Source organism: Iamia sp. (genome assembly GCF_035575815.1).
Taxonomy (GTDB): Bacteria; Actinomycetota; Acidimicrobiia; order Acidimicrobiales; family Iamiaceae; genus Iamia.
Genome location: NZ_DATLXO010000010.1, coordinates 1 through 22,634, shown reverse-complemented (window position 1 = coordinate 22,634; position 22,634 = coordinate 1). Strand labels below are relative to the sequence as shown.

Genomic DNA, 22,634 nt, shown 5'->3' with positions numbered 1-22,634 from the left:
TAGGGCTGGGCGCCGGCCTGCTCGTGGGTGGCCACCAGGGTGTTGGCCTGGAACATGAGCTCCTGGCGGCGTACCGGGTCGTCCTCGCCCACGGCGGCCACGTAGGCCTGGAAGCCCCGGCGGATCTCGGCGTCGCCGTCGGAGAAGGAGGTCTCGAAGAAGTGCTCCACCTGGTCGGTGGTGGGCTGGCCGCCGGAGTGCCCCCTCCCGCTGTCAGTCGGGCACCCGGCGGCCCTCGGCGACGTTGATGACCGGGCCCAACGCCAGCGACACCGCACCCTTCACCCGGCCATCGGCCACCCGGGAGCCCCGCTGCGGCGTCAGGGTCAGACCCGGTCGCCGAACCAGAGCTTGATCTCGCGGTCGGCGGACTCGGGGCCGTCGGAGCCGTGGACCAGGTTCTCGTTGGTCGTGGTGGCCAGGTCGCCCCGGATTGAGCCGGGCTGGGCGTCGCCGACCTTGGTCTTGCCGATCAGAATGCGACAGAGCTCCCACGTGTCGTCGTTGGGGCCCTCCACGACCATGGCGAACACCGGGCTGCGGGTGAGGAACGCCACCAGCTCGCCGTAGAACGGTCGCTCGACGTGCTCGGCGTAGTGCTCCTGGGCCAGCTCGGTCGACACGGGTCGCAGCTCGGCGGCGACGAGGGTCAGGCCCTTGCGCTCGAGGCGGTCCACGATCTCGCCCACCAGGCGCCGCTCCACAGCGTCGGGCTTGGCCATCACGAAGGTGCGGGTGGTCATGGCGGTGAGGGTAGCGAGGTGTCCCCACCGCCCCCGAACCCAGAGGCTCCCGACCAGTCCGAAGGACGCCCCCAACTGGTCGCGGAATCCGTCCCCGGAGCGACGGGTTTCGCGACCACTTCGAAGGAGGGGTCAGCCGGGGAAGCCGCTCCACTCGCCGTCGGGGTGGAGGGTGAGGATCTCGGGTCCGTCGTCGGTGACGACGAGGGTGTGCTCGAACTGGGCGGTGCGGCGACCGTCGGTGGTGACCGCCGTCCAGTCGTCGTCCCACGTCCGGTGCTGCCAGGCGCCGAGGGCGATCATGGGCTCGATGGTGAAGGTCATGCCCGGCTCCATCAGCACCGTCTCGTCGCGAGGCTCGAAGTAGTGGAGGATGTGGAGCCCGGTGTGGAACTCGCGCCCCACCCCGTGGCCGGTGAAGGCCCGCACCACACCGAAGCCCTCGGCCTCGGCGTGGCTCTGGATGGCCTGGCCGATGTCGCTGGTGGGCCGGCCGGGGGCCACGGCTTCGATGCCCCGCTCGAGGCACTCGCGGGTGACCCGGACGAGGCCCCGGCTGAGCTCGTCGACGGTGCCCACGGTGAACGTGGCGTTGGTGTCGCCGTGGACGCCCTCGCGGAAGAGGGTGACGTCGAGGTTGACGATGTCGCCGTCGCGCAGGGCCCGGGAGTCGGGGATGCCGTGGCAGATGACCTCGTTGACCGACGTGCAGATCGACTTCGGGTACCCCGGGTCGCCGTAGTTGAGCGGGCTCGGGTAGCCGCCGGCGTCGATGCAGAGCTGGTGGCAGAGGGCGTCGAGCGCGTCGGTGGTGACGCCGGGGGCGATGGCCGCGCCGACGTCGCGCAGCACTCGGGCCGCGTCGCGACCGGTGCGGCGCATGGCGGCGAGGGTGGCGGTGTCCTGCACGTCGGGGACGTCGCGCCGGCTGCGCCCGCCGTGCTCGGCGTAGTGGGGGCGCACGATCCCCTCCGGCACCGGGCGGCGGGGCCCGACCGTCCCCGGTCGCACGCGCTCCAGCGAGGGGCCGTGGCAGCGCTTGAACTTCCGTCCCGACCCGCACCAGCAGGGGTTGTTGGCCTTGAGTCGGGCGGGGTCGGCGAGGGTGGTACTCGTCATCGCCCGTGCCCTCTGGCTCGCTCGCTGCGCTCGCTCATCGGTGCACCATCTTGTCGTGGGGCTCGTCCACGTTCATGTGGAGACCTCCATCTCACGCAGGGCGACCCGCACGGGGCCGGCGACGTACAGCGAACCGGTCACCAGGACGAGGTCGTCCTCGGTGGCCACGGCCAGGGCCCGGCGCAGCGCCTCGACCGGGTCGGGCACCACCTCGACCACGGCGCCGAGGCGTTCGGCCGCGGCCGCCACCTCGCGGGTGGAGAGGGCACGGGGCGACGCGGGCGAGCAGACCACGACGAGCCCGGCGTCCGCGGCACCGAGGCCGACGAGCACCGCCTCGGGATCACGCCTCGAGAGCAGGCCGACCACCAGGAGCACCGAGCCCGGCAGGGTGATGTCCTCGGCCAGGGTCGTGGCGGTGGCCGCCGCGCCCTCGGGGTTGTGAGCGGAGTCGACGATGACGGTCGGGTGGCGTCCGACGACCTCGAAGCGCCCCGGCAGGGTGAGCCCGCCGAAGGCCTCGGTGACCACCTCGTCGACCTGGGGCCGCCCGAGGAATGCCTCGACCGTGGCCACCGCCACCGCCGCGTTGTCGCTCTGATGGGAACCGTGGACCGGCACGAACACCTCATCGTGGCGGGCCTCGGGCGTGCGCAGGTCGACCAGACGGCCGCCAACGGCCACCCGGTCGGCGGCCACGCCGAAGTCCTCGTCCCGCACCCAGGTGGCCGCGGCACCGGCGTCGGTGAAGGTCGACCGGAGCTCGTCGTCTGCCTCCCCCAGCACCAGCACGTCGGTGAGGCCCGGCTTCACGATGCCGGCCTTCTCGGCGGCGACGGCGTGGCGCCACCCCGGGGCCCCGTCGGTGTGGTCGTGGCCGATGGTGGTCAGCACCGCGACGGTGGCATCGGCGACGTTGGTGGCGTCGTAGCGCCCCAACATGCCGACCTCGACCACGGCCACGTCGACGGCGACCTCGGCGAACCAGCGGAACGCGGCGGCGGTGAGGATCTCGAAGTACGACGGCACCACGCCCGAGAGCTCCTCGACGGCGGCGATGCCGGCGATGGCCTCGGCCAAAGAGTCGTCGTCGATGGGCTCGCCGTCCCACGCCAGGCGCTCGTTGATGGCCTCGAGGTGGGGGCTGGTGTAGGTGCCGACCGACAGGCCCTGGGCGACCAGCAGTGCGCTGACCATGCGGGCCACCGAGCCCTTGCCGTTGGTGCCGGTGATGTGGATCACCGGGTAGGCCCGCTGCGGGTCGCCCAGCACGTCGACGAGCCGGCTCATGCGCTCGAGGGACAGCCCCTCGGCCCGTCCCGCGGTGGCCTCGAGGTTGGTGTGCTGGTCGAGGTAGCGGAGGGCGGACGAGAGGTTCACAGCCCGCCCACGCTACCGGCGCCCGGCGTCAGGCCACCCGGCGGGCGCGCAGCTCGGAGGAGACCTCCGAGGCCCGGTCGCGAGCGACCTCGGCGGCCGCTGCGCCTCGCTCCTTGGCGACCTCGGCCGCGTCCGCGGCCCGTTCCTTGGCGACCTCGGCGACGTCGCCGTAGCGGTCGAGGGCCACCTCGGCGAGGTCTTCGGCGCGCGCCCTGGCCGCCTGCGCGTGGGGGCGGGCGGAGTCGAGGGCCACCTCGGTGAGGTCGAAGGCCTTCTCGCGGGCGGTGTCGGTGAGCGATCGCACGTGGGGTCGGGTGGCGTCGGCCATCTCGAACAGCGACGTCGAGGCCCGCTCGGCGAACTCCTCGACGTGGGGCAGCGCCGCCTCAGCGGCGTCGAGGGCCCGGTCGACGGCGCCCTCGACCCGGTGGCTGACGCGCTGGAACCCCTTGCGGGAGGTGAGCTGGGCGAGGGCGCCGGCCTTGGCCGCCTTGCGACCGGCGCGCCAGTGCAGCACCAGGCCGACCGCCCCGCCGACGGCCGCCCCCTCGGCGGCACCCTTCACGATTCCCGGCACCGGGTCACGCTCGGGGTCGGGCGCACGCGACGCCTGCAGGGCGGCGACACCCGCTCCGACGACGCTCCCCACGAGGGCTCCCTTGATGGCCTTGTGCACGGCTGTCCTCCGACGAGAGTGGTGGGGTTCGTCCCCGGGCGAGGGGCCGAGGTTAGTACGGCCCCCACGGTTCGTGGCCCGAGGAGCTCAGCGTCCCGGCCGAGCGCGGCGTTGGCGATCGCGGCCGGACTTCCTTCCGGCCAAGCTGTCATGGCCCTGGCCCGGACCGAAGGCGTCAGGACGCGGCGCGGCGGGGGCGCTGGGCGCGGCGTTCGGCGCTGCGGGGCACGAGGGTCGGGTTGACCTTCTCGCGCACGACATCGGCGTCGATGACGCACTTCTCGATGTCGGAGCGACCGGGCAGGTCGTACATCGTGTTGAGCAGCACCTCTTCGAGGATCGCCCGCAGACCCCGGGCACCGGTGCCCCGCAGGATCGCCTGATCGGCGATGGCCTCGAGGGCGTCGTCGGTGAACTCGAGGTCGACGTTCTCGAACTCGAAGAACTTCTGGTACTGCTTGGCCAGCGCGTTGCGGGGCTCGACGAGGATGCGCACCAGCGCCTCCTGGTCGAGGTTGGCCACCGCGCCGATGACCGGAAGGCGGCCGATGAACTCGGGGATGAGACCGAACTTGAGGAGGTCCTCGGGCAGCACCGCCGAGAGGGTGTCGCCGGCCGCCTTCTCGTTGGAGCGGCGGATGTCGGCGCCGAAGCCCACGCCCTTGGCGCCGGCCCGGTTCTCGATGATGCGGTCGATGCCGGCGAAGGCTCCGCCGCAGATGAAGAGGATGTTGGTCGTGTCGACCTGGATGAACTCCTGGTGCGGGTGCTTGCGCCCGCCCTGGGGCGGCACCGAGGCCACGGTGCCCTCGAGGATCTTGAGCAGCGCCTGCTGCACGCCCTCGCCCGAGACGTCGCGGGTGATCGACGGGTTCTCGGCCTTGCGGGCCACCTTGTCGATCTCGTCGATGTAGATGATGCCCGTCTCGGCCTTCTTGACGTCGTAGTCGGCGGCCTGGATCAGCTTCAGCAGGATGTTCTCGACGTCCTCGCCCACGTACCCGGCCTCGGTGAGGGCGGTGGCATCGGCGATGGCGAACGGGACGTTGAGTAGGCGGGCGAGGGTCTGGGCCAGGAGCGTCTTGCCGCAGCCGGTGGGGCCGAGGAGCAAGATGTTCGACTTGGCCAGCTCGACGTCGTCCCCGTGGCTGCGGGTGGAATCGAGCTGCACCCGCTTGTAGTGGTTGTAGACCGCGACCGAGAGGATCTTCTTGGCCTGCTCCTGGCCGATGATGAAGTCGTTCAGGAAGTCGAAGATCTCACGGGGCTTGGGCAGGTCCTCGAGGGTGAGGTCGGCCCCCTCGGAGAGCTCCTCCTCGATGATCTCGTTGCAGAGGTCGATGCACTCGTCGCAGATGTAGACGCTCGGGCCCGCGATGAGCTTCTTCACCTGCTTCTGGGACTTGCCGCAGAACGAGCACTTGAGCAGCTCGCCGCCTTCTCCGAACTTGGCCACCGGGATTCCCCTGTCGGTTCGTGGGTTCGAGTGTCGGTCTGTCTGGTCGGTCCGTGCGGTCAGCCTGCCGCGGTGATCGCACCGGTGCGATCGACCGACTCGCGCGTGGCGATGACCTCGTCGATGATGCCGTAGTCCTTGGCATCGGGCGCGGACAGGACGAAGTCGCGGTCGGTGTCGCGGCTGATCTTCTCGATGTCGGTGCCGCTGTGACGGGCGAGGATCTCGTTGAGCAGGTCGCGCATCCGGAGGATCTCGCGGGCCTGGATCTCGATGTCGGAGGCCTGGCCGCCACCGCTCCCCCACGGCTGGTGGAGCAGGACCCGGGCGTGGGGCAGCGCCATGCGCTTGCCCGGCGTGCCCGCGGCGAGGAGCACCGCGGCAGCCGACGCCGCCTGGCCGTAGCAGATGGTGGCGATGTCGGGCTTGACGTACTGCATCGTGTCGTAGATGGCGAACAGCGCGGTGATGTCGCCACCGGGTGAGTTGATGTAGATGTTGATGTCCTTGTCGGGGTTCTCCGACTCCAGGTGCAGCAGCTGGGCGGAGATCAGGTTGGCGATCGTGTCGTCGATCGGGGTCCCGAGGAAGATGATGTGGTCCTTCAGGAGCCTCGAGTAGAGGTCGAAGGCCCGCTCGCCACGGTTCGTCTGCTCGACGACGGTGGGGACCAGGTAGTTGTAGGCCGGTTCCATCTCAGCTGTCCTGCTCTTCGGGGAAGTCGGTCGAGGCGGGATCGTCCGCGTCGTCGGGATCGGCGAGGACGGCGTCGCGGTCGACGGGACCACCGTCGGGATCGACGACCTCGACCCGCTCGAGGATCCACTCCATGGCCTTGCGGGTGCGCACGTCGGAGCGTACCAACGCGGTCTGGGAGTTGCGCTCGAACTGCTCGCGCACCTTCTTGGCCGTCTGGCCCACGCGCGCCGCGACCATCTCGATCTCGGCGTCGAGCTCGTCGTCGTCGACCTCGATGCCCTCGGCGGAGGCCACCGCCCGCAGGGCGAGGTCGACGCGCACGGAGCGGCCGGCGGCCTTGCGCAGCTCCTCACGGAACGCCTCGGGGTCCTGGCCGGTGGCTCGCATGTAGTCGCCCAGGTCGATGCCCTGGGCCTGGAGCCGCAGGGCGAGGTCCTGCAGGCGGGTCTGCATCTCGGTCTCGACCAGTGGCTCGGGCGGATCGTCGGTGACCAGCTCACCGAGGGCGTCGGCCGACCTCTCCCGGAGGTCCATGCGGGCCTGGGCCAGCTTCGCCGAGGTGAGGCGGGTGGTGAGGTCGGCCCGCAGCTCGTCGACCGTGTCGAACTCCGACGCCTCGGCGGCGAAGGAGTCGTCGATGTCGGGCAGCACCGTTTCACGGACGTCGGTGACGGTGACGGTGAAGTCGACGGGTTCGCCGTCACCGGGGTGATCGGCGGTGAAGCTCAGCTCCTGGCTCGCGGTGGCGTCGACGAGGGCCTCGTCGAGCTCGGCCACGACCGTGCCGGCGCCGACGCGGTACTGGTAGCCCTCGGCGGTCAGCCCGTCGAGGGGCTCGTCGTCGCGCGCGCCGGTGATGTCGATGGTGACGGTGTCGCCCTCGGCGGCGGGACGGTCGATCTCGGTGAGGGTGGAGAACTGCTCGCGCAGGTCCTCGATCCGCTCGTCGATGTCGGCCTCGGTGGCCTCGGGCCGGTCGATGACCACCCGCAGCGAGGCGTAGCCGCCGACGATGACCTCGGGCCGGACCTGAACGACGGCGTCGAAAGCAATGGGACCCTCGTCCTGCCCCGCGGTGATGTCGATCTCGGGCGCGGCGATGGCGTCGACCTCGAGACGGGCGATGGCCTCGGCGTAGTAGTCCGGCAGCGCGTGCTGCAGGGCGTCGTGGCGCGCCGTCTCGGTGCCCACCCGGGCTTCGAGGACCTGGCGCGGCACCTTGCCGGGCCGGAAGCCGGGCAGGCGGACCTCGCGGGCCATGCGCTTGAAGGCGGCATCGACCTCGCGTTCGAAGTCGTCAGCCGGGACCTCGACGCTGACCTTGACCTTGTTGCCCTCGACGGGCTCGACGCTCGACTCCATGAGGGCGCCCACTGTACCGGGGCGGTGCCGCCCGCCTGGCACCCTCGGTGTCGGGGGCGCCCGGCCGCCCCGGGGGCGTCGAGGGCGAGGTGGGTCGCCTACGGTGGCGGGATCCTCCTCTCCTGTCTCCTGTGATCGTCATCTCTGTGATCGTCGCCTCCCTCCCTCTCGCCACCGGCCCCCTCGTGGCGGCCGCATTCGTGCTGGCGGTGGCCGGCGCGGCCAAGCTGCGTCGCCCGGCCCCCACCGGGCTGGCCCTGGCGAGGGCCGGCCTGCCCGGATCCGACCCGATCGTGCGTGCCCTCGGCGCGGCCGAGGTGGTGGTCGCCGCGGGCACCGTCGCCCTCGGCGGGCCCTGGGCGGCCCCCCTCGCCCTGCTCTACGTCGGCTTCGCCGCCTTCACCACCCTGCAGGTGGTGTCGGCCCGCCGCACCGGCGAGGTCGCCGACTGCGGCTGCTTCGGCGAACGCTCGGCACCGGTTGGCGCGACCCACGTGGCGGCGAACCTGGCCCTGGCCGCCATCGGGCTCTGGGCCCTCGTCGCTCCCACCGCGGGTGTGGCCGCCTCGCTCGACGCCTCGCTCGGAGCCACCGTCGGGGTCGTGGCCCTCGGTCTGCTCGCCGCGGCCGCGATCCGGGCCCTGCTCACCGACCTCCCCGCCCTCACCGCAGCCCAGGTGACCCCGGCACGGGGCACGTCCTGATGGCCGCCGTCGTCGTCGTCCTCGGCCTCGTGGTGGCCGTGCTCACCTTGTTGGTGGTGGGTCTGCTCCGCAGCCACGCGGAGATCCTGCGGCGTCTCCACGAGGTGGACGGCGGGGGCGAGGAGGCCGCAGCCGGCGCCACCGCATCGTCAGCCACCGGGCCCCGGGCCGTGCGCCGCGACGAGTTCACCACCTTCCCCGAGGTCCAGGCCCCGCCCGAGCGCGAGGGCTTCACCGAGAGCCGAGACCTCGCCGGCGTCGGCGTCGACGACGACGCCCTCACCGTGCGGGTCACCGGGATCGAGCACCGCACGCTCGTCGCCTTCCTCTCGGGCACCTGCCTCACGTGCCAGCGCTTCTGGGACGCCTTCGCCAAGCCGGCCAAGCTCGGCCTGCCCCGCGATGTCCGGCCTGTGATCGTGACCAAGGGCCCCGACCAGGAGAGCGCATCGCGCATCGCCGGGCTGGCTCCGTCCAAGGTGCCGGTGGTGATGACCAACGACGCCTGGCTCTCCTACGACGTGCCCGGCTCGCCCTACTTCGTGCTCGTCGACGGACGGTCGGGCAAGGTGCAGGGCGAGGGCACCGGCATCGACTGGCCCCAGGTACGAGGCCTGCTGACCCAGGTGACCGACGACGACTCCTACGCCGCGGAGCTCGATTCCCGGCGAGTGGCGAAGTACGGCGCCGATGATGCTCGCGAGCGGCGGGTCGACGACGAGCTGCTCGCCGCCGGCGTCACCCCCGGGGACCCGAGCCTCTACGGCGACCCGGTCGACCCCGGTCCCGGCCCCGACCACAGCCACGACCACGACCACGACCACGACCACGGGGTCGCGGAGCGGTGACGAACCGAGCGCACCCCACCGCCCCGGCGGAGAGGACACCACCATGAAGATCGAGGCCCACGGCATCCGGGCCGAGCTGCCCTCGGGCTGGGAGGGCCGCATCACGCGGCGCCGAGCGGGCGCGGCCACCGGCAACCGCCGAGGCACCACCACCATGGCGGTCGAGGACACCGGCCCCGTGCTGCACATGGCCAACTTCGCCCTGCCCGAGGATCGCGGCGACTTCGGCAGCGGCGCGGTCGACGTGATGGGCTCCGGCCACCTGCTCGTGGTCGTCGTCGAGTACGGCACCGACAGCGTGGGCACCGCCCTCTTCCCCGAGGTGCCGCAGGTCCCCCGGCTGACGGCCCGGATGTTCAGCAGCCAGGCGTTGCAGCGGATCCAGCGCGGTCAGGCCGGCGCCCAGCGGTTCTTCACCCTGAACGGGCGGGCCTTCTGCCTCTACAGCGTCGTCGGCGACCAGCGCGACGCGACGCCACTGGCACGCTCGGTCAACGACGTGACCGCCCAGATCCAGGTCGCGACCCGATGACCGCCGGCGCCCGGAGGTTCCTCGCGACCCTGACCCCCTCGAGCCCCGCGGAGCCCAGATGAGCCCCATGGACCTTATCCGACGCCGGCGCCCGGCGCCGGCTCCTGCCCCGGTTCGCCCCCCGGCATCCTCCCCGACGCCCAGCGCTGGGGCACCGCCGGCCACCATCGCCGAGCGTGTCGTGGCCCGCACTGCCGGAGTGCTCTCCGGGGGCCACAGCCGGCGAGGCTTCCTCGCCCGCACTGCGGTCGTCGGCTCCGCCCTCGCCGTCAACCCGGTGTCGTTCATCTTCAAGCCCGGCACCGCGTACGGGGCGGTGTGCGGCACCTGCGGCGACGGGTGGACCGCGTTCTGCTGCACCATCAACAGCGGCAAGAACTCCTGTCCCCCGAACACCTTCGTCGCCGGCTGGTGGAAGGCCGACAACGCCGCGTACTGCTGTGGATCGGCCCGCTACATCATCGACTGCAACGCCACCTGCCCCACCCAGTGCTCGTGCCGCTGCGCCGGCGCCGCCTGCGACGGTCGCCGCACCTGCTGCAACCAGTTCCGCTACGGCCAGTGCAACCAGCAGATCTCCTGCTTCGGCCCCGTCGCCTGCCGGGTGGCCATCTGCATCACCCCGTGGGCCTACGACGCGGCCTGCTCGACGCGGACCCTCACCGACAACCGCACCGTCGAGCACGGCGCGGCGTGCCTCTCCGCCGAGTGCGACTCCGCCATCACCCGCAAGTACTACGCCTTCGGCGGGCCCGACAGCATCCTCGGCAACCGCACCCAGTCCGAGCGCACCACGCCCGACGGGCGAGGCCGCTACGCGGTCTACCAGGGCGGGCGGATCTACTCGAGCTCGGCGACCGGGGCCCGCGAGGTCCACGGCTCGATCTACGACGTGTGGGCCGCAGCCGGCACCACCAGCGGAGCGTTCGGGTTCCCCACCACCGACGTCATCGGCGATGCGAGGGTGCGCTACTCCCTCTTCCAGCGGGGCGGGATCTACCGCTGGTCGAAGGGCACCTACGGCGTGCCCGACCCCTACCACCAGCTCTTCAACCAGCTCGGCGGCATCAACCGCAACAGCGCGCTCGGACTGCCGAGCGACCCCATCCGGCGCTCGAGCGATGGGCGCAGCCTCTACCTGAACTTCGAGCGGGGCCGCATCTACCGCCGCGGTGAGCTGACCCTGGAGATCCACGGGGCGATCTTCCTCAAGCACGAGCAGCTCGGCGGGGTCCACGGGCCCCTCGGCCACATCCAGAGCAACGTGATCACCCTCGCCGACGGCCGGGGGCGGGCGAGCATCTTCGAGCACAACGGCGTCATCTACTACACCGGGGCCACGGGGGCTCGCGGCGTGTGGGGGCCCGTCCTCGACGCCTACCTGGCCTACGGCGGCTACCAGTCCGACGCTGGGTACCCCACCGGCGACCGCGTCGATGTGGGCGACGGACGGGGTGTCACCTTCACCACCGAGACCGCCCAGGTCTGGTGGACCTCCGCGACCGGCGCCCACGTGGTGCCGGCGCCGATCCTTGGTGAGTACCGGTCCCGCGGCGGTCCTCGCGGCGCGCTCGGCTACCCGATCGGCCCCATGCAGCGCCTGTCGGGCGGCGGGGTCCGCCAGAGCTTCGAGAACGGCACCATCGGTGAGGAGCCGACCGACGAGCGCCCCTTCGTCAAGGCCGCCTACACCGACTTCCTCGCCCGCATGCCGACCAGCGACGAACTCACGTGGCAGGCCACGGCCCTCGGTTCGGGGGCCAAGACCCGAGGCGAGGTGGTCAGGGAGCTGGCCACCACCCGGGAGTACGTGTCGACCCTGGTCGACAAGCTCTACGTCGACACCCTGGGCCGTCCCGGCGACAGCGGCGGAACGGCGTACTGGACCGACGAGATCCGCTCCCGGCGGCGCACCGTCGCCCAGGTGGCGGCCAAGTTCTACGCCAGCCCCGAGTACTTCGACGGGATCGGTGGCGGCACCAACCGCACCTGGGTCGACGATCTCTACCCCAAGATCCTGCAGCGCCCGGCCAGCGAGGCCGACCTCGACTACTGGGTCGGTGAGGCCGAGACGAGGGGACGCAGCGACGTCGCCTTCCGCCTCTACCAATCCCGGGAGTCGCGCGAGACGCGGGTCGACAACCTGTACCGGGCCCTGCTCGGGCGGGCCGCCGAGCCCGCCGGCCGCACCTACTGGGCCGGTCGCATCGCTCGGGAGGGAGACCTCGCCCTCGCCATCAGCCTGGCGTCGTTGTCGGAGTACTACGAGCGGGCTGGCAACCGCTTCCCGTCCTGACCGCCGCGCCACGGCCTCGTGGACCCCCACCCGAAACCCGCCACCCTGGTGCGAACTGCCGCCCTGGACGACCGCCAGGGCGGCAGTTCGCCCGGGCTCCGAAACGGCCACCCTGGTGCGGCCGAGACGCGCCTCACGGCGGCCAGAACGAGGAGGTCGTGGCGACTAGGTTCACCGGCCCGGCCCCGGCCGGCCTCGCGGGTGTAGCTCAATGGCTAGAGCCCCTGCCTTCCAAGCAGGCAATGCGGGTTCGATTCCCGTCACCCGCTCCCACCCGTCCGATGTCAGCTGGTCCTGCCCCGGCCACCAACCCGAGACGTGCCCGATGAGTGGGGCGAGCGCGAGCGGGCCGGTGACGTGATGTCTCGCGAGACGGCCCCGCGGCTCTACGCCGAGGAGCACGCCGACGGACACGGAGCAACCGCCTGCTGAGGGTTTCCCACCGTTGGAGGTGGGCAGCGTGGCCGATTCCGCAACCCGTCGAGGAGGCCCCGTGGCCCACGCGTCGCCCACCGTCACCCTGAACAACGGGGTCGAGATCCCCCAGCTCGGGTTCGGCAGCTACCAGATCGAACCCGAGGACACGGCCCGGGCCGTCCGTGACGCGCTGGAGGTCGGCTACCGCCACATCGACACCGCGGAGATGTACGGCAACGAGGCCGAGGTGGGTGAAGCCGTCCGCGCCTCCGGGCTCGACCGCAGCGATGTGTTCGTCACCAGCAAGCTCGACAACGGGTCCCACGCCCGCGACGACGCCCTGGCCGCCTTCGACCGCACCTTGTCCGAGCTGGGCCTCGACCACGTCGACCTCTTCCTCATCCACTGGCCCCTCCCCCGGGAGGACCGCTACGTCGAGGCGTGGCAGGCGCTGGAGGAGGTCCACCGCTCGGGCCGGGCCCGGGCCATCGGCGTCTCCAACTTCGCTCCCCACCACCTGGAGCGCCTGGCCGAGGAGACCGACGTCGTCCCCGCCGTCAACCAGATCGAGGTGCACCCCTACCTCACCCAGGACGAGACGCGCGCCTACGGCGCCGAGCACGGCATCGCGACCGAGGCGTGGTCACCCATCGCCCAGGGCAAGGTGCTCGACGACCCCACCATCACCGAGGTGGCCGAGTCCCACGGGCGGAGCCCGGCGCAGGTCACGCTGCGTTGGCACCTGCAGCGGGGCGACATCGTGTTCCCGAAGTCGTCGCACCGGGAGCGGATGGAGGAGCACTTCGCGGTGTTCGACTTCGACCTCACCGACGACGAGGTGGCCCGGATCCGCAGCCTTGATCGCGACGGTCGCACCGGCGCCGCCCCCGACGAGATGGGCTGAAGGAGAAGGCGTCCGCCGGCAGAGGTCGAGGCAGGCTCAGACCGGGCGGGCTCAGCCTGGGCGGATTCCAGGCCGGGCGGGCGGTCAGGTGGAGCGGCTGAGCCAGCGGGTGCCCTTCTCGAGGCGGAGCCGCAGCTGGCTGACGGTGGCTTCGGTGACCCGGGAGACGCCGGCGATGCGGTTGAGCTCGCGGTTCACCTGGGCGTGGGACCAACCCGTGGAGCGCACCAGGTCCCGGGCCAGCTCGGCGTTGAGGTCGCGCAGGCGCTTCTTGTCGTCGCCGCGGGTGAGACCGGCATCCAGGGGATCGTTCAGGCCTCGGCCGGGCACCACGCCGGCGAGCGGGGGCGGTGGGGCCAGCTCGAGGTCGAAGCCCGGACCGTCGCCGTCGTCGTCATCGGTGCCGACATCCTCCGCGTCGGCCGGGCCCTCGCCCTCGGTCGCGACCGCCGAGATCACCGCGAAGAGCGACAGCTGCTCCTCCTCGACCCCGGCGGGATCGAGCGCCCCCGGGTCGTCGAGGCCGTTCCGCTCCGTCGGTCGCTCGCGCCGGGCAAGGGAGTGGCGCCGCTGCTCGGCGATGCCGGCGGCGAGGCGGCGCAGCCGGGGGTCGTCGGGGATGAACAACCACGACTTCTGGCGGGGCACCCCGCGGGTCCAGCGCACGAGGCGGCCGACGGCCTGGCGGAAGAACAGCTCGGTCGAGGTGGTGGTGGCATAGACACCCACCCGCAGCCGGGGGATGTCGACCCCCTCGGACACCATGCGCACCGCGACCAGCCACGGCTGGCGGCCGGCGGCGAAGGCGGCGATGTGCATCGACGCCCTCGGGTCATCCGAGGTGACCACGGCGGCCCGGGTGCCGAAGCGGCTGCGCAGCAGCTCACCGATGCCCCGGGCGTGCTCCTGGTCGGTGGCGATCACCAGCCCTCCGGCGTCGGGCTGCTCGCGCCGGACCTCGACCAGCCGTTCGTTGGCGGCGCGCAGCACCGTCGGGAGCCACTCGCCCTCGAGCGACAGGGCCGTGCGCAGCCGCTGGCTGGAACGGGCGGCGTCGAGGTCGTCGTCGAAGCTCGCCCCCTGCTCGGTACCGTCGGGCGCCGACCACTCCATCTGCCCGCTGGTCCGGGGGAAGTACACGGGACGCACCACCCGACGATCGGCCAGGGCGTCGCCGTAGCCGTACTCGAAGTCCGGACGGGCCTCGTCGAGGTGGTAGTCGACGAACGGAATGGACCGCGTGTCGGAGCGGAACGGCGTGCCCGAGAGGGCCAGGCGCCGATCCGCGCCCTCGAAGGCGTGGCGGATCGCGTCGCCCCACGCCCGATCATCCGCCGCGTGGTGCAGCTCGTCGAAGATCACGAACGCCCCGTGGGCGGGGCCGCGCAGGGCCGCGGCGCTGGTGGCGACCTGCTGGTAGGTGGTGACGAGGCCGTGCATGTCGGGTGCCAGCGACCCGTCGGAGGCCGCCCATGACGGATCGAGGTGCAGCGCGAAGCGGGCCGCCGCGTGGGCCCACTGCTGCTTGAGGTGAGCCGTCGGGGCCACGACGACGAGGCGCCCGGGCCGCTCGGCCAGGCGGTGGCGGGCGGCGGTGAGGGCGAAGGTCGTCTTCCCGGCGCCGGGCGTGGCCACGGCGAGGAAGTCAGGCGTCGACGAGGCGATGAAGCGGTCGAGGGCGGTCTTCTGCCACGGTCGGAGTCGGATCGAGCGCGTCATGGGGGACCGACGAGTGTGCCACGCCCGGGCCTCCGGTCCGATCGGGGATCGGCGTTCACCCGGCCCTGCCCGACTACGCTCCGCCGACCGTCCCGCGCCCTTCGGAGGCCCGTGAGCACCGAGACCGCCCGCATCGAGATCGCCGCTCCCGCTGACGAGGTGTGGGGCCTGGTCGGCGAGTTCGGAGGGCTCGACACGTGGATGGCCGGGGTCGACAGCTGTGAGGTCGACGGCGACGTCCGCACCGTGGTGACCATGGGGATGAAGGTCCAGGAGCAGCTGGTGGCCCGCGACCCCGAGGCCCGGACCCTCACCTACTCGATCGTCGGGGAGGGGGCGCCCGTCGATGAGCACCGGGCCACCATCTCGGTGGCCGAGGCCGAGGAGGGCGCCAGCGTGGTGACGTGGGCCGTCACCGTGGTGCCGGTCGACGCCACCGGGATGTTCAAGGACATCTACCAGGGCGCCCTCGGGCACCTGAAGACCCACCTCGAGGGCTGACCCCGCGCCGTTCCCCAGCCGAAAGCCTCAGCCTCGCCGCCCGCCGAGAACCGCCCTCGAGATCGCGTCCCCGGTCAGGTCGGGGTGTCGGCGGCGACGGCTCGGGCCGCCCGGTCCTGGCGCGCTTGGAGCCGGCCCGCCAGGCCGTCGGAGCTGCGCGTGAGCACGGGGCCGGCGATCGCGGTGAGCAGCACGTAGCCGGCCGCCAGCGCCGCGAGCTCGGCGCCGAACGCGGCTGATGCTCCGAGCGCGGCGATGACGATGGAGAACTCGCCCCGCGCCACCAACACCGTGCCGGCGCGCAGCCGACCGGGCACCGCGACCCCATCGCGCGCCGCCGCGACCCAACCCGTCGCGATCTTGCCCGCCCCGGTGACCACGAGCAGGATCACCGCCGGCAGGGCAACCCCGAACAGGTCCGACGGATCGACCTGGAACGAGAAGAAGAGGAAGAACGCGGCCGCGAACAGGTCTCGCAGCGGCGAGACGAGCGCGGCGGCCCGGTCGCGGACCGGGTCCGACAGGGCGAGACCCACCAGGAACGCACCGATGGCAGCCGACACCTGGAGGCGCTGGGCGAGGCCCCCGACGAACAGGGTGAGGCCGAACACCGACAGCAGCAGCGCCTCGTCGGAACCGGGGGCCAGGAGGGCGCTGAGGTGATCACCCCAGCGCATCGACGCCAGCAGCACGACGGTGACCACGGCCAGGGCGACGCCGACGGTGACGGCAGTGGCCGCGGCGTCGCGCCCGGTGAGCAGGGCGGCGACGATCGGGAGGTACACCGCCATGGCGAGGTCCTCGAGCACGAGCAGGTTGAGCACCGCCGGTGTCTCGCGGTTGCCGAGGCGGCCGAGGTCGGTGAGCACCTTGGCGATCACCCCCGAGGAGCTGATCCAACACACCCCGCCGAGCAGCACCGCGCTGCGCACGTCCCAGCCCAGCACCAGCCCGCCGATGAGGCCCGGGGTGAAGCCGAGGACGGCATCGAGGGCGCCGGGCACGAGGCCGCGACGCAGCCCGGACCGCAGCTCGGCCGGCGTGTACTCGAGGCCGAGGGTGAGCAACAGCAGCAGCACCCCGATCTCTCCGGCGAGGGAGATGAAGTCGGCGCTGACCTCGAGCGGCACCAGTCCGCCCTCACCGAGCGCGAGGCCGACGAGCAGGTAGAGGGGGATGGCCGTGATCCGCCACCGGTGGGCGAGGCGGGCCAGCACGGCGAGCACCGTGATCACCGCACCGATCTCGATGAAGGCGATCGTGGCCTCGCCGCTCGACGCCGCGAGCACTCCGTTCACCCGTTGAGCAGGTGTTCGAGGACCGCAAGGCCCTCATCGGTGCCGACCGCCACCGCCGTCTCCCCGCCCACGAACCGGTACTCGGGACCCGGTGCAGGGATGGTCGTCTCGCCCATGATCACGGCCACGATCGAGGCGCCCGTGCGGGTGCGGAACTCACCTTCGGCGATGGTGCGGCCCACGAACGGCGAGCCTTCGGCCACCGGCAACCACTCGATGGCCAGTCCCTCGATCCGCTGCTGAACGGCGGTCAGCGCCTCGTTCACCTGCGAGGCGCCCAGCATCTCGGCCAGGGTTCGGGCGTCGTCAGTGTCGAGGGTGACCTGGGCGAGGCTCCGGTCGGGGTCGACGCGGTCGTAGACCACGACCTCCCGGCGGCCGGTGCGGTGGACCACCACGCCCACCGAGGTGCCGTTCGACGTGCGGAACTCGAGTCGCACGCCGACCCCGGGGAGCTGGGTCTCGGTCACCTCGGCCACCCGCACCTCCCCGACTCGACGACGTCCCGGAGCGTACCGCTGCGGCTGGGTCAACGGACGGGGGCTTGCGGAGATGAGGCGCTCACGGCGCGGGCCTCGGGTGCTGGCGACGGGAGTCGTCGAGAGGGATGACCTCGATCTGGTCCGCGAGGCGTTCGATGGAGGCGCGCTCACCGGAGGCCAGGCCCCGTCGGGTCACGTTGAGTGCGCCGGCGGCGGCGCCCACCTGCAACGCCCGTCGATGGTCGCCTCCCGCGCCGATCGTGGCTGCGAAGGCAGCCGTGAAGGAGTCTCCCGCTCCTCGGGCGTCGACGGCTTCGAAGTTCGGCGCCTCCACGAGCCAGAACCCGTCGTGCAGCAGCGCGACGGTCGGGTCGGAGGACCTGGTGATGACAACGGACCCAGCGCCACTGTCGACCATGGCGCTCATGACGGCGCAGAGCTGATCCAGCGACGAACCCTCGGCCCGGCCATCGGTGACCAGGTCCTCGTGGCTCGCCTTCACCATGGCGACGCCGGCCTCGATCACCTCGTCGAGCGGGCGCCCACTGAGATCCGCGACGACCGGCGTCCCGGCGGCGGCCACATCGGAGGCCAACCGCCGGTACAGGCCCTCGGGCAGAGCGGTGGGCTCGTCGGGGCCGCCCAGCAGGCAGATCCGGCTCTCGAGGGCGGCGGAAAGCGTCCGGCCGTAGAGATCGTCGAGCTGGTGGCGGGTCGGTGCGGTGGCCGCCATCTGGGCGACCTCGTGTCGCTCCCCGGAGCGTCGGTCGTGGATGTACACGCCGTTGGTGCCAGCCGAGAGGTGATCGCTCGCCGTCACCGACGAGTCGGTGACGAGGCTGCGGAGCACTGCGCCGACCTCGCCGGCGAAGTGGCCGCAGAGCGACACGGTGAACCCCATCTCCCGAAGCATCCGTGCCTGCCACACTCCCTGGCCTCCGGCGTGGAGGTGAATCTCGTCGCCGCCGGGCTCGGGTTCCACCGTGATCGTGAGTCGAGGGGTCGGCGTGAACACCGTGGCCCGGAGGACGGTGTGTTCGTCATCGGTCAAGGCGTCACGATCCTTCAACTGTCGATCTGACACGGACAACGGCTCCGCTGCTGACCGGGCGACGAGGAGGCAAACAGGCCGTCGGGCCCATCGTTGTCGCCCGCCGTGGCGCCGGCAAAGGCGTCCACGAGTCGCTGACAGCCTCCGTCCGACGTCCACGCCGCACCGCTTCGGGGATCATTGCGTCGAGCGCACCGCCGCGGGCAGGGGCACCTCTGTGGCCGATGATCGTCCGATCCGCCGTCCGGGCCCCGGTCAGGAGCGTCGGCCTGACGTGGCCCTCATCGGGCTGATGGGCGCGGGGAAGTCGACGACGGGTCGCGCTGTGGCCCGCCGGCTCGGGGCCGACTTCGTCGACACCGATGATCTGATCGAGGCGCGCACGGGCCGAACGCTGCGCGACCTCTGGCAGGAAGGCGGCGAAGAGGCCTACCGGCCCATGGAGCGACGAGCAGTCCTCGACGCACTGTCCCGCCCGACGCCGGTTGTGCTGGCGACCCCAGGAGGCGTGGCCGTCGACGACGAGATGGCCGCCGGGGTCGAGGGCCCGAACGTCGTCACCATCTACCTCAGGGCCTCAGCCACCACGCTGGCAGCGCGCACAGGTGGCGGGCGCCAGCGGCGCCCCATCCTCGGCGATGACCCGGAAGCGACGCTGCAACGCCTGCTCTCCCAGCGCGAGGAGCGCTACATCGAGCTGGCGGACGCCGTCGTGGACAGCGACGGTCGCACACCCACCGGCGTGGTCACCGCCGTCCTCCGAGCCCTCCACCCATGGTGGCCCTCCGGCGACGACGAGCCGGACCCGCCCCATCCAGGGTCCATGTCTCGGTGACGCCGAGCGATCCGTGATCGCGGCCCGTCGACCGGCCGGCTGTCAGAGGCGTCGGTTGGCTTCGGCCGCCATGAGGAGCATCCCGCCGTCGACGACGAACGACGCACCGGTCGTGTAGCCGCTGTCGGGCGAGGCGAGGTGCGCGACGAGGGCGGCCACCTCGCGGGCGTCGCCCGGGCGCCCCAGCGGGATGCCGGGACGCTCGATCCTCGTCGGCTCCACGTCTTCGTTGCCCGTCATGGGCGTGGCGATCTCGCCCGGGGCGACCGCGTTCACCGTGATGCCGTGCTCGGCCAGCTCGAGGGCCATCACCTTGGTGAGCAGCCCCAGCCCGCCCTTCGCAGCGCAGTAGGCCGCGGATCCACGGAGGGGGACGTGCTCGTGCACCGAGGTCACGTTGATGATCCGTCCGGCCACGCCGGCCTCCACCATGAGTCGGGCGGCCGCCTGGGCGCAGGTGAAGGCGCCCGTCAGGTCGACATCTAGGACGTGGCGCCACTCGTCGAGCTCCTGGTCGAGGAACGGGGTGGAAGCCCCGGTGCCGGCCACGTTGACCAGGACCTCGAGGCCGCCGAGGGCGTCGTTCAGGGCGACGACCACCGCGGCGCCGGAGCGCACGTCGGACAGGTCGAGGTGGCGCACCGCGGCCCGGGCACCGGCGGCCCTGGCCTCTTCGGCGGTGGTCTGTGCCCCTGGCTCGTCGTCGTGCCAGGTGATCCCCACGTCGTAGCCCGAGCGCGCCAGCGCGACCGCCGCCGCCCGCCCGATGCCGGAGTCGCTTCCGGTCACGACGGCCACCCGTCGTTCTCCTGTCGTCTGGGCCACGTCCTACCTCCCGCCCCGTTCGTACGCCTCGTAGGTGAGCAGGACGTGGGCGGGCCGCCCCCGGTCGGTGATGTACACCGGTCCCCGTTCGGCCGCCTTCTTGGCGCCACTGGCGTCCTGGTTGAACTGTCGGCTGCTCATCTGCGCCATCCTCAGCGGTCTCCATGAAGTAGTGATGTTGCTACTTCAGACCGCAACAGGCGATCCCGCAACGACGCGGCCTGCATCAATGCCCGGGTTCTGGTAGCGCCTCCGGCAGGGTTCGAACCTGCGACCGTCGGATTAGAAGTCCGGTGCTCTATCCAGCTGAGCTACGGAGGCGGGCGGAGATCATCGTAGGACCGGCCCGTCGGCCGAGGTGCGGGGTTCGCCCGCGGGCCGGGCCGGCGTGAGTGATGAGAGCAGTCACCGCGACGGTGCCCCGCCACAGGGGCAGGGCACCGTCAGTGCGGGACACGATCGACTCGGCGACACACCACGAACCGACGCGCCCACCGTGTCCTCGGCGAGACGTTCGGCACCTTCCCCGGGGCGGGATTGGTCTCTGCCCCGATGAGCGCGACGGCGACCGAGCGGGGCGCCACGCGCACTTGCCGGTCAGGTGAGACGGACCACGCGGGGACGCACGGCGCGAACGGCCTCCTGGGCGATCAGCACCACGAAGAACTGCCCGACCGCCACCCCGGCGATCGTGGCGCCGCCGGCGGTTCCGTGGTGGTAGCTGATCAACAGGCCGACGACGACGCTCGTCGCGCCCAGGGCGACCGCCACCACCATCATCAGCGGCACCCGGCGCACGACGAGCCCGGCGGTGGCAGGCGGACCGATCAGCAGGCCGAACACCAGCAGGGTGCCGATGGCGTCGAAGGAGGCGACGATGGCCACCGCCAGCAGGGCCAGCAACACCGTGTGGGCGAGCGCCGGGCGCATCCCGAGGGTGCGGGCCTTGTCCTGGTTGAAGGCGAGGGCCAGGAACGGTCGGTGGAGGACGACGGAGACCACCACCACCACGGCGGCCGCGAGGGCCTGGCCCCGGATGACGCTGGTGGTGACCCCGAGGATGTCGCCGAAGAGCAGCGAGGTCACATCGGCGGTGAAGGTGGTCGACCGCGAGATGATGACGATGCCGAGCGCCAGCATCCCGACGAAGAGGAGCCCGATGCCCACGTCCTCGCGCACGCGGGCCCGGCGGCCGACGGCGGTCACCGCTCCGCTCATCACCAGCGCACTGGTGAGGGCCCCGACGGTGGGGCTGAAGCCCCAGAGCACGGCCAGGGCCAGCCCGGGGATCACCCCGTGGGCCAGCGCGTCGCCGAGGAAGGTGAGGCCCCGCAGTACGATCCAGGTGCCCACCACGGCCGAGGCCACGCTGGCGATGAGCCCGGCCAGCAGGGCCCGCTGCATGAACTCGGGAGCGAAGGCCTCGGTGATCCACGTGAGGTTCACGGTCAACCCGGCCCGGACCGATGCGCGCCCTCACCCTCGACCTCGTGTCGAGGGTGACCGTGCCGGACCTTTCCGGCGAGCCGCAGCGTGGTCAGTCGGGGGGTGGGCATGGGCGAGGGAACAAGGTGTGTCCGAGTGCGGGCGGCGGGACATCGGACCGGGAGCCGAGCCGAGCCGATGAGCCCGGTCACGACGCAGCCCGAGCCGGGTAGCGTGGCGACGCTACCGAGGATCATTCTCATTCGCAACGCCGCCATGACCCCGCACCCTCCCCCTGCCCTCCGTGCCGCCGGCCTGTCGCTCGCCTACGGCCCTCACCTCGCCCTCGCCGAGGCATCGTTCTCCGTTCCCGAGGGCGCCCTCGCCGCCCTGATCGGACCGAACGGATCGGGCAAGTCGTCGCTGCTGCGAGCCGTAGCGGGTCTCCTCCCATCCCGCACCGGCACCCTGGAGGTGCCCGCTCGTGATCGCCGCGGCGGGGTCAGCCTGGTGCTCCAGACCACCGATGTCGATGCCTCGCTACCCATCACCGTCACCGAAGCGGTGGCCATGGGTCGCTACCCGCGGCGCGGCGTTCTCGGCCGCTTCCGCGCCGCGGACCGTCGCTCTGTGGCCGGCGCCCTCGAACGGATGGACATCGCGGACCTGGCCCGCCGCCAGCTGCACGAGCTCTCCGGCGGCCAGCGCCAGCGGGTGCTCGTGGCCCAGGGCCTGGCCCAGGAGGCCGATCTGCTGCTGCTCGACGAGCCCGTCACCGGCCTCGACGTCGTGTCGCGCGGCTTGATCGACACCGCCGTCGACGTCGAGCGGGCCGCCGGTCGCACCGTCGTGCTCTCGACCCACGACCTCGCCGATGCCCGGCGGGCCGACGTGGTGCTGCTGCTCGCGACCCGGGTCGTTGCCGTCGGCCCCCCGGAAGAGGTGCTCACCGACGAACCCCTGCGCGAGGCCTACGGCGGGCGGCTCGTGCCACTGGGCGACGGCCTCGTCCTTATCGACGACCCGCACCACGACCACGGCCCCGGCCACCACGACGAGGCCCACGACCACCACACGGGGCCCGTCGGCCTGAGGTGACGAGGAGACCAAGGTGCCGGAAACCCCCGCCAACGCGCGCGAGCCCATCCGGCATCTCTGGACGATTCGCCGCGACGCCGCCGTCGACCGCGCCCTCGAGCGGCGCAATACCGTCACCCTCAAGGGCGCAGACCGCGCGACCCTCGACGTTCAAGGTCTCCTCTCGGTCGACCGAAAGGGATCGGACGCCGGCTCGGCGAACCACGGGTCGTCCCGCACCATGCGCGTCCGCCGCCACCTCGCGTGGCAGCCGGGTTGGAAGGT

The 22,634-nt window shown here is 72.1% G+C and carries 22 protein-coding genes, 2 tRNA genes and 1 pseudogene; 10 read left to right on the top strand and 15 right to left on the bottom strand.

Annotated elements, in window-relative coordinates:
* Window positions 1-326: 326 nt before the first annotated feature.
* The 7 genes from ndk to tig all read right to left on the bottom strand — a co-directional run bounded on the left by ndk (window position 327) and on the right by tig (window position 7,435).
* The gene (gene ndk, locus VNL12_RS00575; protein ID WP_325590598.1) at window positions 327-743 is read right to left on the bottom strand and encodes a nucleoside-diphosphate kinase; all 417 of its coding nucleotides are present in this window, start codon (window positions 741-743) and stop codon (window positions 327-329) included.
* Between the two features lie 132 nt (window positions 744-875).
* Complete coding sequence (gene map / locus VNL12_RS00570; protein WP_325590596.1) at window positions 876-1,862, bottom strand: type I methionyl aminopeptidase; 987 nt, start codon at window positions 1,860-1,862, stop codon at window positions 876-878.
* 72 nt (window positions 1,863-1,934) lie between these two features.
* Window positions 1,935-3,242: a bifunctional folylpolyglutamate synthase/dihydrofolate synthase gene (locus tag VNL12_RS00565; RefSeq protein ID WP_325590594.1), complete on the bottom strand. Its 1,308-nt coding sequence runs from the start codon at window positions 3,240-3,242 to the stop codon at window positions 1,935-1,937.
* A 28-nt stretch (window positions 3,243-3,270) separates the two neighbouring features.
* Window positions 3,271-3,918, bottom strand: coding sequence for a hypothetical protein (locus VNL12_RS00560; protein ID WP_325590592.1), 648 nt, complete (start codon window positions 3,916-3,918; stop codon window positions 3,271-3,273).
* 175 nt (window positions 3,919-4,093) lie between these two features.
* Window positions 4,094-5,374, bottom strand: a complete 1,281-nt coding sequence (gene clpX, locus VNL12_RS00555) for an ATP-dependent Clp protease ATP-binding subunit ClpX (RefSeq protein ID WP_325590590.1) — start codon at window positions 5,372-5,374, stop codon at window positions 4,094-4,096.
* 59 nt (window positions 5,375-5,433) lie between these two features.
* Complete coding sequence (locus tag VNL12_RS00550; protein ID WP_325590588.1) at window positions 5,434-6,069, bottom strand: ATP-dependent Clp protease proteolytic subunit; 636 nt, start codon at window positions 6,067-6,069, stop codon at window positions 5,434-5,436.
* Window position 6,070: 1 nt separating this feature from the next.
* Complete coding sequence (tig, locus tag VNL12_RS00545) at window positions 6,071-7,435, bottom strand: trigger factor (RefSeq protein WP_325590586.1); 1,365 nt, start codon at window positions 7,433-7,435, stop codon at window positions 6,071-6,073.
* 131 nt (window positions 7,436-7,566) lie between these two features.
* Here tig and VNL12_RS00540 point away from each other — a divergent pair, with 131 nt between their 5' ends.
* From VNL12_RS00540 to VNL12_RS00515, 6 genes are all read left to right on the top strand, one after another.
* On the top strand, window positions 7,567-8,139 hold the full coding sequence (locus VNL12_RS00540) for a MauE/DoxX family redox-associated membrane protein (protein ID WP_325590584.1): 573 nt from the start codon (window positions 7,567-7,569) through the stop codon (window positions 8,137-8,139).
* On the top strand, window positions 8,139-8,987 hold the full coding sequence (locus VNL12_RS00535; RefSeq protein WP_325590582.1) for a hypothetical protein: 849 nt from the start codon (window positions 8,139-8,141) through the stop codon (window positions 8,985-8,987). Before VNL12_RS00540 ends, VNL12_RS00535 begins: the two co-directional genes overlap by 1 nt.
* Before the next feature lie 43 nt (window positions 8,988-9,030).
* Window positions 9,031-9,519, top strand: coding sequence for a hypothetical protein (locus tag VNL12_RS00530; protein ID WP_325590580.1), 489 nt, complete (start codon window positions 9,031-9,033; stop codon window positions 9,517-9,519).
* Between the two features lie 181 nt (window positions 9,520-9,700).
* On the top strand, window positions 9,701-11,815 hold the full coding sequence (locus VNL12_RS00525) for a DUF4214 domain-containing protein (protein WP_325590578.1): 2,115 nt from the start codon (window positions 9,701-9,703) through the stop codon (window positions 11,813-11,815).
* Window positions 11,816-12,012: 197 nt separating this feature from the next.
* A tRNA-Gly gene (locus VNL12_RS00520) sits at window positions 12,013-12,084 on the top strand.
* 191 nt (window positions 12,085-12,275) lie between these two features.
* Window positions 12,276-13,136 (top strand): aldo/keto reductase, encoded by an 861-nt coding sequence (locus VNL12_RS00515; RefSeq protein ID WP_325590576.1) that lies wholly within the window; start codon window positions 12,276-12,278, stop codon window positions 13,134-13,136.
* A gap of 84 nt (window positions 13,137-13,220) precedes the next feature.
* On the opposite strand, the gene VNL12_RS00510 is transcribed toward VNL12_RS00515, so the two are convergent.
* A complete protein-coding gene (locus VNL12_RS00510) occupies window positions 13,221-14,855 on the bottom strand; it encodes a DEAD/DEAH box helicase (RefSeq protein ID WP_325590575.1) in 1,635 nt (544 codons plus the stop codon).
* A gap of 111 nt (window positions 14,856-14,966) precedes the next feature.
* Between VNL12_RS00510 and VNL12_RS00505 the strand changes: the two genes are divergently transcribed.
* Window positions 14,967-15,356 (top strand): SRPBCC family protein, encoded by a 390-nt coding sequence (locus tag VNL12_RS00505; RefSeq protein ID WP_325590573.1) that lies wholly within the window; start codon window positions 14,967-14,969, stop codon window positions 15,354-15,356.
* Between the two features lie 74 nt (window positions 15,357-15,430).
* Here the strand turns inward: VNL12_RS00505 and VNL12_RS00500 are convergent, their stop codons facing one another.
* From VNL12_RS00500 to VNL12_RS00490, 3 genes are all read right to left on the bottom strand, one after another.
* Window positions 15,431-16,654, bottom strand: coding sequence for a cation:proton antiporter (locus tag VNL12_RS00500; protein WP_325590571.1), 1,224 nt, complete (start codon window positions 16,652-16,654; stop codon window positions 15,431-15,433).
* Window positions 16,651-17,133 carry a cation:proton antiporter regulatory subunit gene (locus tag VNL12_RS00495; protein WP_325590569.1) on the bottom strand — a complete coding sequence of 161 codons (483 nt, stop codon included), beginning with the start codon at window positions 17,131-17,133 and terminating at the stop codon, window positions 16,651-16,653. Before VNL12_RS00495 ends, VNL12_RS00500 begins: the two co-directional genes overlap by 4 nt.
* An 82-nt stretch (window positions 17,134-17,215) precedes the next feature.
* Window positions 17,216-18,187, bottom strand: a complete 972-nt coding sequence (locus tag VNL12_RS00490; protein WP_325590567.1) for a PfkB family carbohydrate kinase — start codon at window positions 18,185-18,187, stop codon at window positions 17,216-17,218.
* A 274-nt stretch (window positions 18,188-18,461) separates the two neighbouring features.
* Between VNL12_RS00490 and VNL12_RS00485 the strand changes: the two genes are divergently transcribed.
* A complete protein-coding gene (locus tag VNL12_RS00485; RefSeq protein WP_325590565.1) occupies window positions 18,462-19,022 on the top strand; it encodes a shikimate kinase in 561 nt (186 codons plus the stop codon).
* 42 nt (window positions 19,023-19,064) lie between these two features.
* Here VNL12_RS00485 and VNL12_RS00480 read toward each other — a convergent pair whose 3' ends face one another.
* The 4 genes and pseudogenes from VNL12_RS00480 to aztB all read right to left on the bottom strand — a co-directional run bounded on the left by VNL12_RS00480 (window position 19,065) and on the right by aztB (window position 21,293).
* Window positions 19,065-19,820: an SDR family oxidoreductase gene (locus VNL12_RS00480; protein ID WP_349257765.1), complete on the bottom strand. Its 756-nt coding sequence runs from the start codon at window positions 19,818-19,820 to the stop codon at window positions 19,065-19,067.
* A 42-nt stretch (window positions 19,821-19,862) separates the two neighbouring features.
* A pseudogene (locus VNL12_RS00475) lies at window positions 19,863-19,997 on the bottom strand (type II toxin-antitoxin system prevent-host-death family antitoxin); the annotation flags it as partial.
* Between the two features lie 97 nt (window positions 19,998-20,094).
* Window positions 20,095-20,168 (bottom strand) — tRNA-Arg (locus VNL12_RS00470).
* A gap of 276 nt (window positions 20,169-20,444) precedes the next feature.
* Window positions 20,445-21,293, bottom strand: coding sequence for a zinc ABC transporter permease AztB (gene aztB, locus VNL12_RS00465; protein ID WP_325590560.1), 849 nt, complete (start codon window positions 21,291-21,293; stop codon window positions 20,445-20,447).
* A gap of 255 nt (window positions 21,294-21,548) precedes the next feature.
* Here aztB and VNL12_RS00460 point away from each other — a divergent pair, with 255 nt between their 5' ends.
* Together VNL12_RS00460 and VNL12_RS00455 are read left to right on the top strand one after the other, a co-directional pair.
* On the top strand, window positions 21,549-22,370 hold the full coding sequence (locus tag VNL12_RS00460) for a metal ABC transporter ATP-binding protein (RefSeq protein ID WP_325590558.1): 822 nt from the start codon (window positions 21,549-21,551) through the stop codon (window positions 22,368-22,370).
* A gap of 13 nt (window positions 22,371-22,383) precedes the next feature.
* The coding region (locus VNL12_RS00455; RefSeq protein ID WP_325590556.1) for a hypothetical protein at window positions 22,384-22,634 on the top strand (251 nt) is incomplete at its 3' end.

Coding starts and splice junctions, on each gene's coding strand:
- ndk (WP_325590598.1), bottom strand. CDS start 743: ATGACCACCCGCACCTTCGTGATGGCCAAGCCCGACGCTGTGGAGCGG.
- map (WP_325590596.1), bottom strand. CDS start 1,862: ATGACGAGTACCACCCTCGCCGACCCCGCCCGACTCAAGGCCAACAAC.
- VNL12_RS00550 (WP_325590588.1), bottom strand. CDS start 6,069: ATGGAACCGGCCTACAACTACCTGGTCCCCACCGTCGTCGAGCAGACG.
- tig (WP_325590586.1), bottom strand. CDS start 7,435: ATGGAGTCGAGCGTCGAGCCCGTCGAGGGCAACAAGGTCAAGGTCAGC.
- VNL12_RS00535 (WP_325590582.1), top strand. CDS start 8,139: ATGGCCGCCGTCGTCGTCGTCCTCGGCCTCGTGGTGGCCGTGCTCACC.
- VNL12_RS00530 (WP_325590580.1), top strand. CDS start 9,031: ATGAAGATCGAGGCCCACGGCATCCGGGCCGAGCTGCCCTCGGGCTGG.
- VNL12_RS00510 (WP_325590575.1), bottom strand. CDS start 14,855: ATGACGCGCTCGATCCGACTCCGACCGTGGCAGAAGACCGCCCTCGAC.
- VNL12_RS00460 (WP_325590558.1), top strand. CDS start 21,549: ATGACCCCGCACCCTCCCCCTGCCCTCCGTGCCGCCGGCCTGTCGCTC.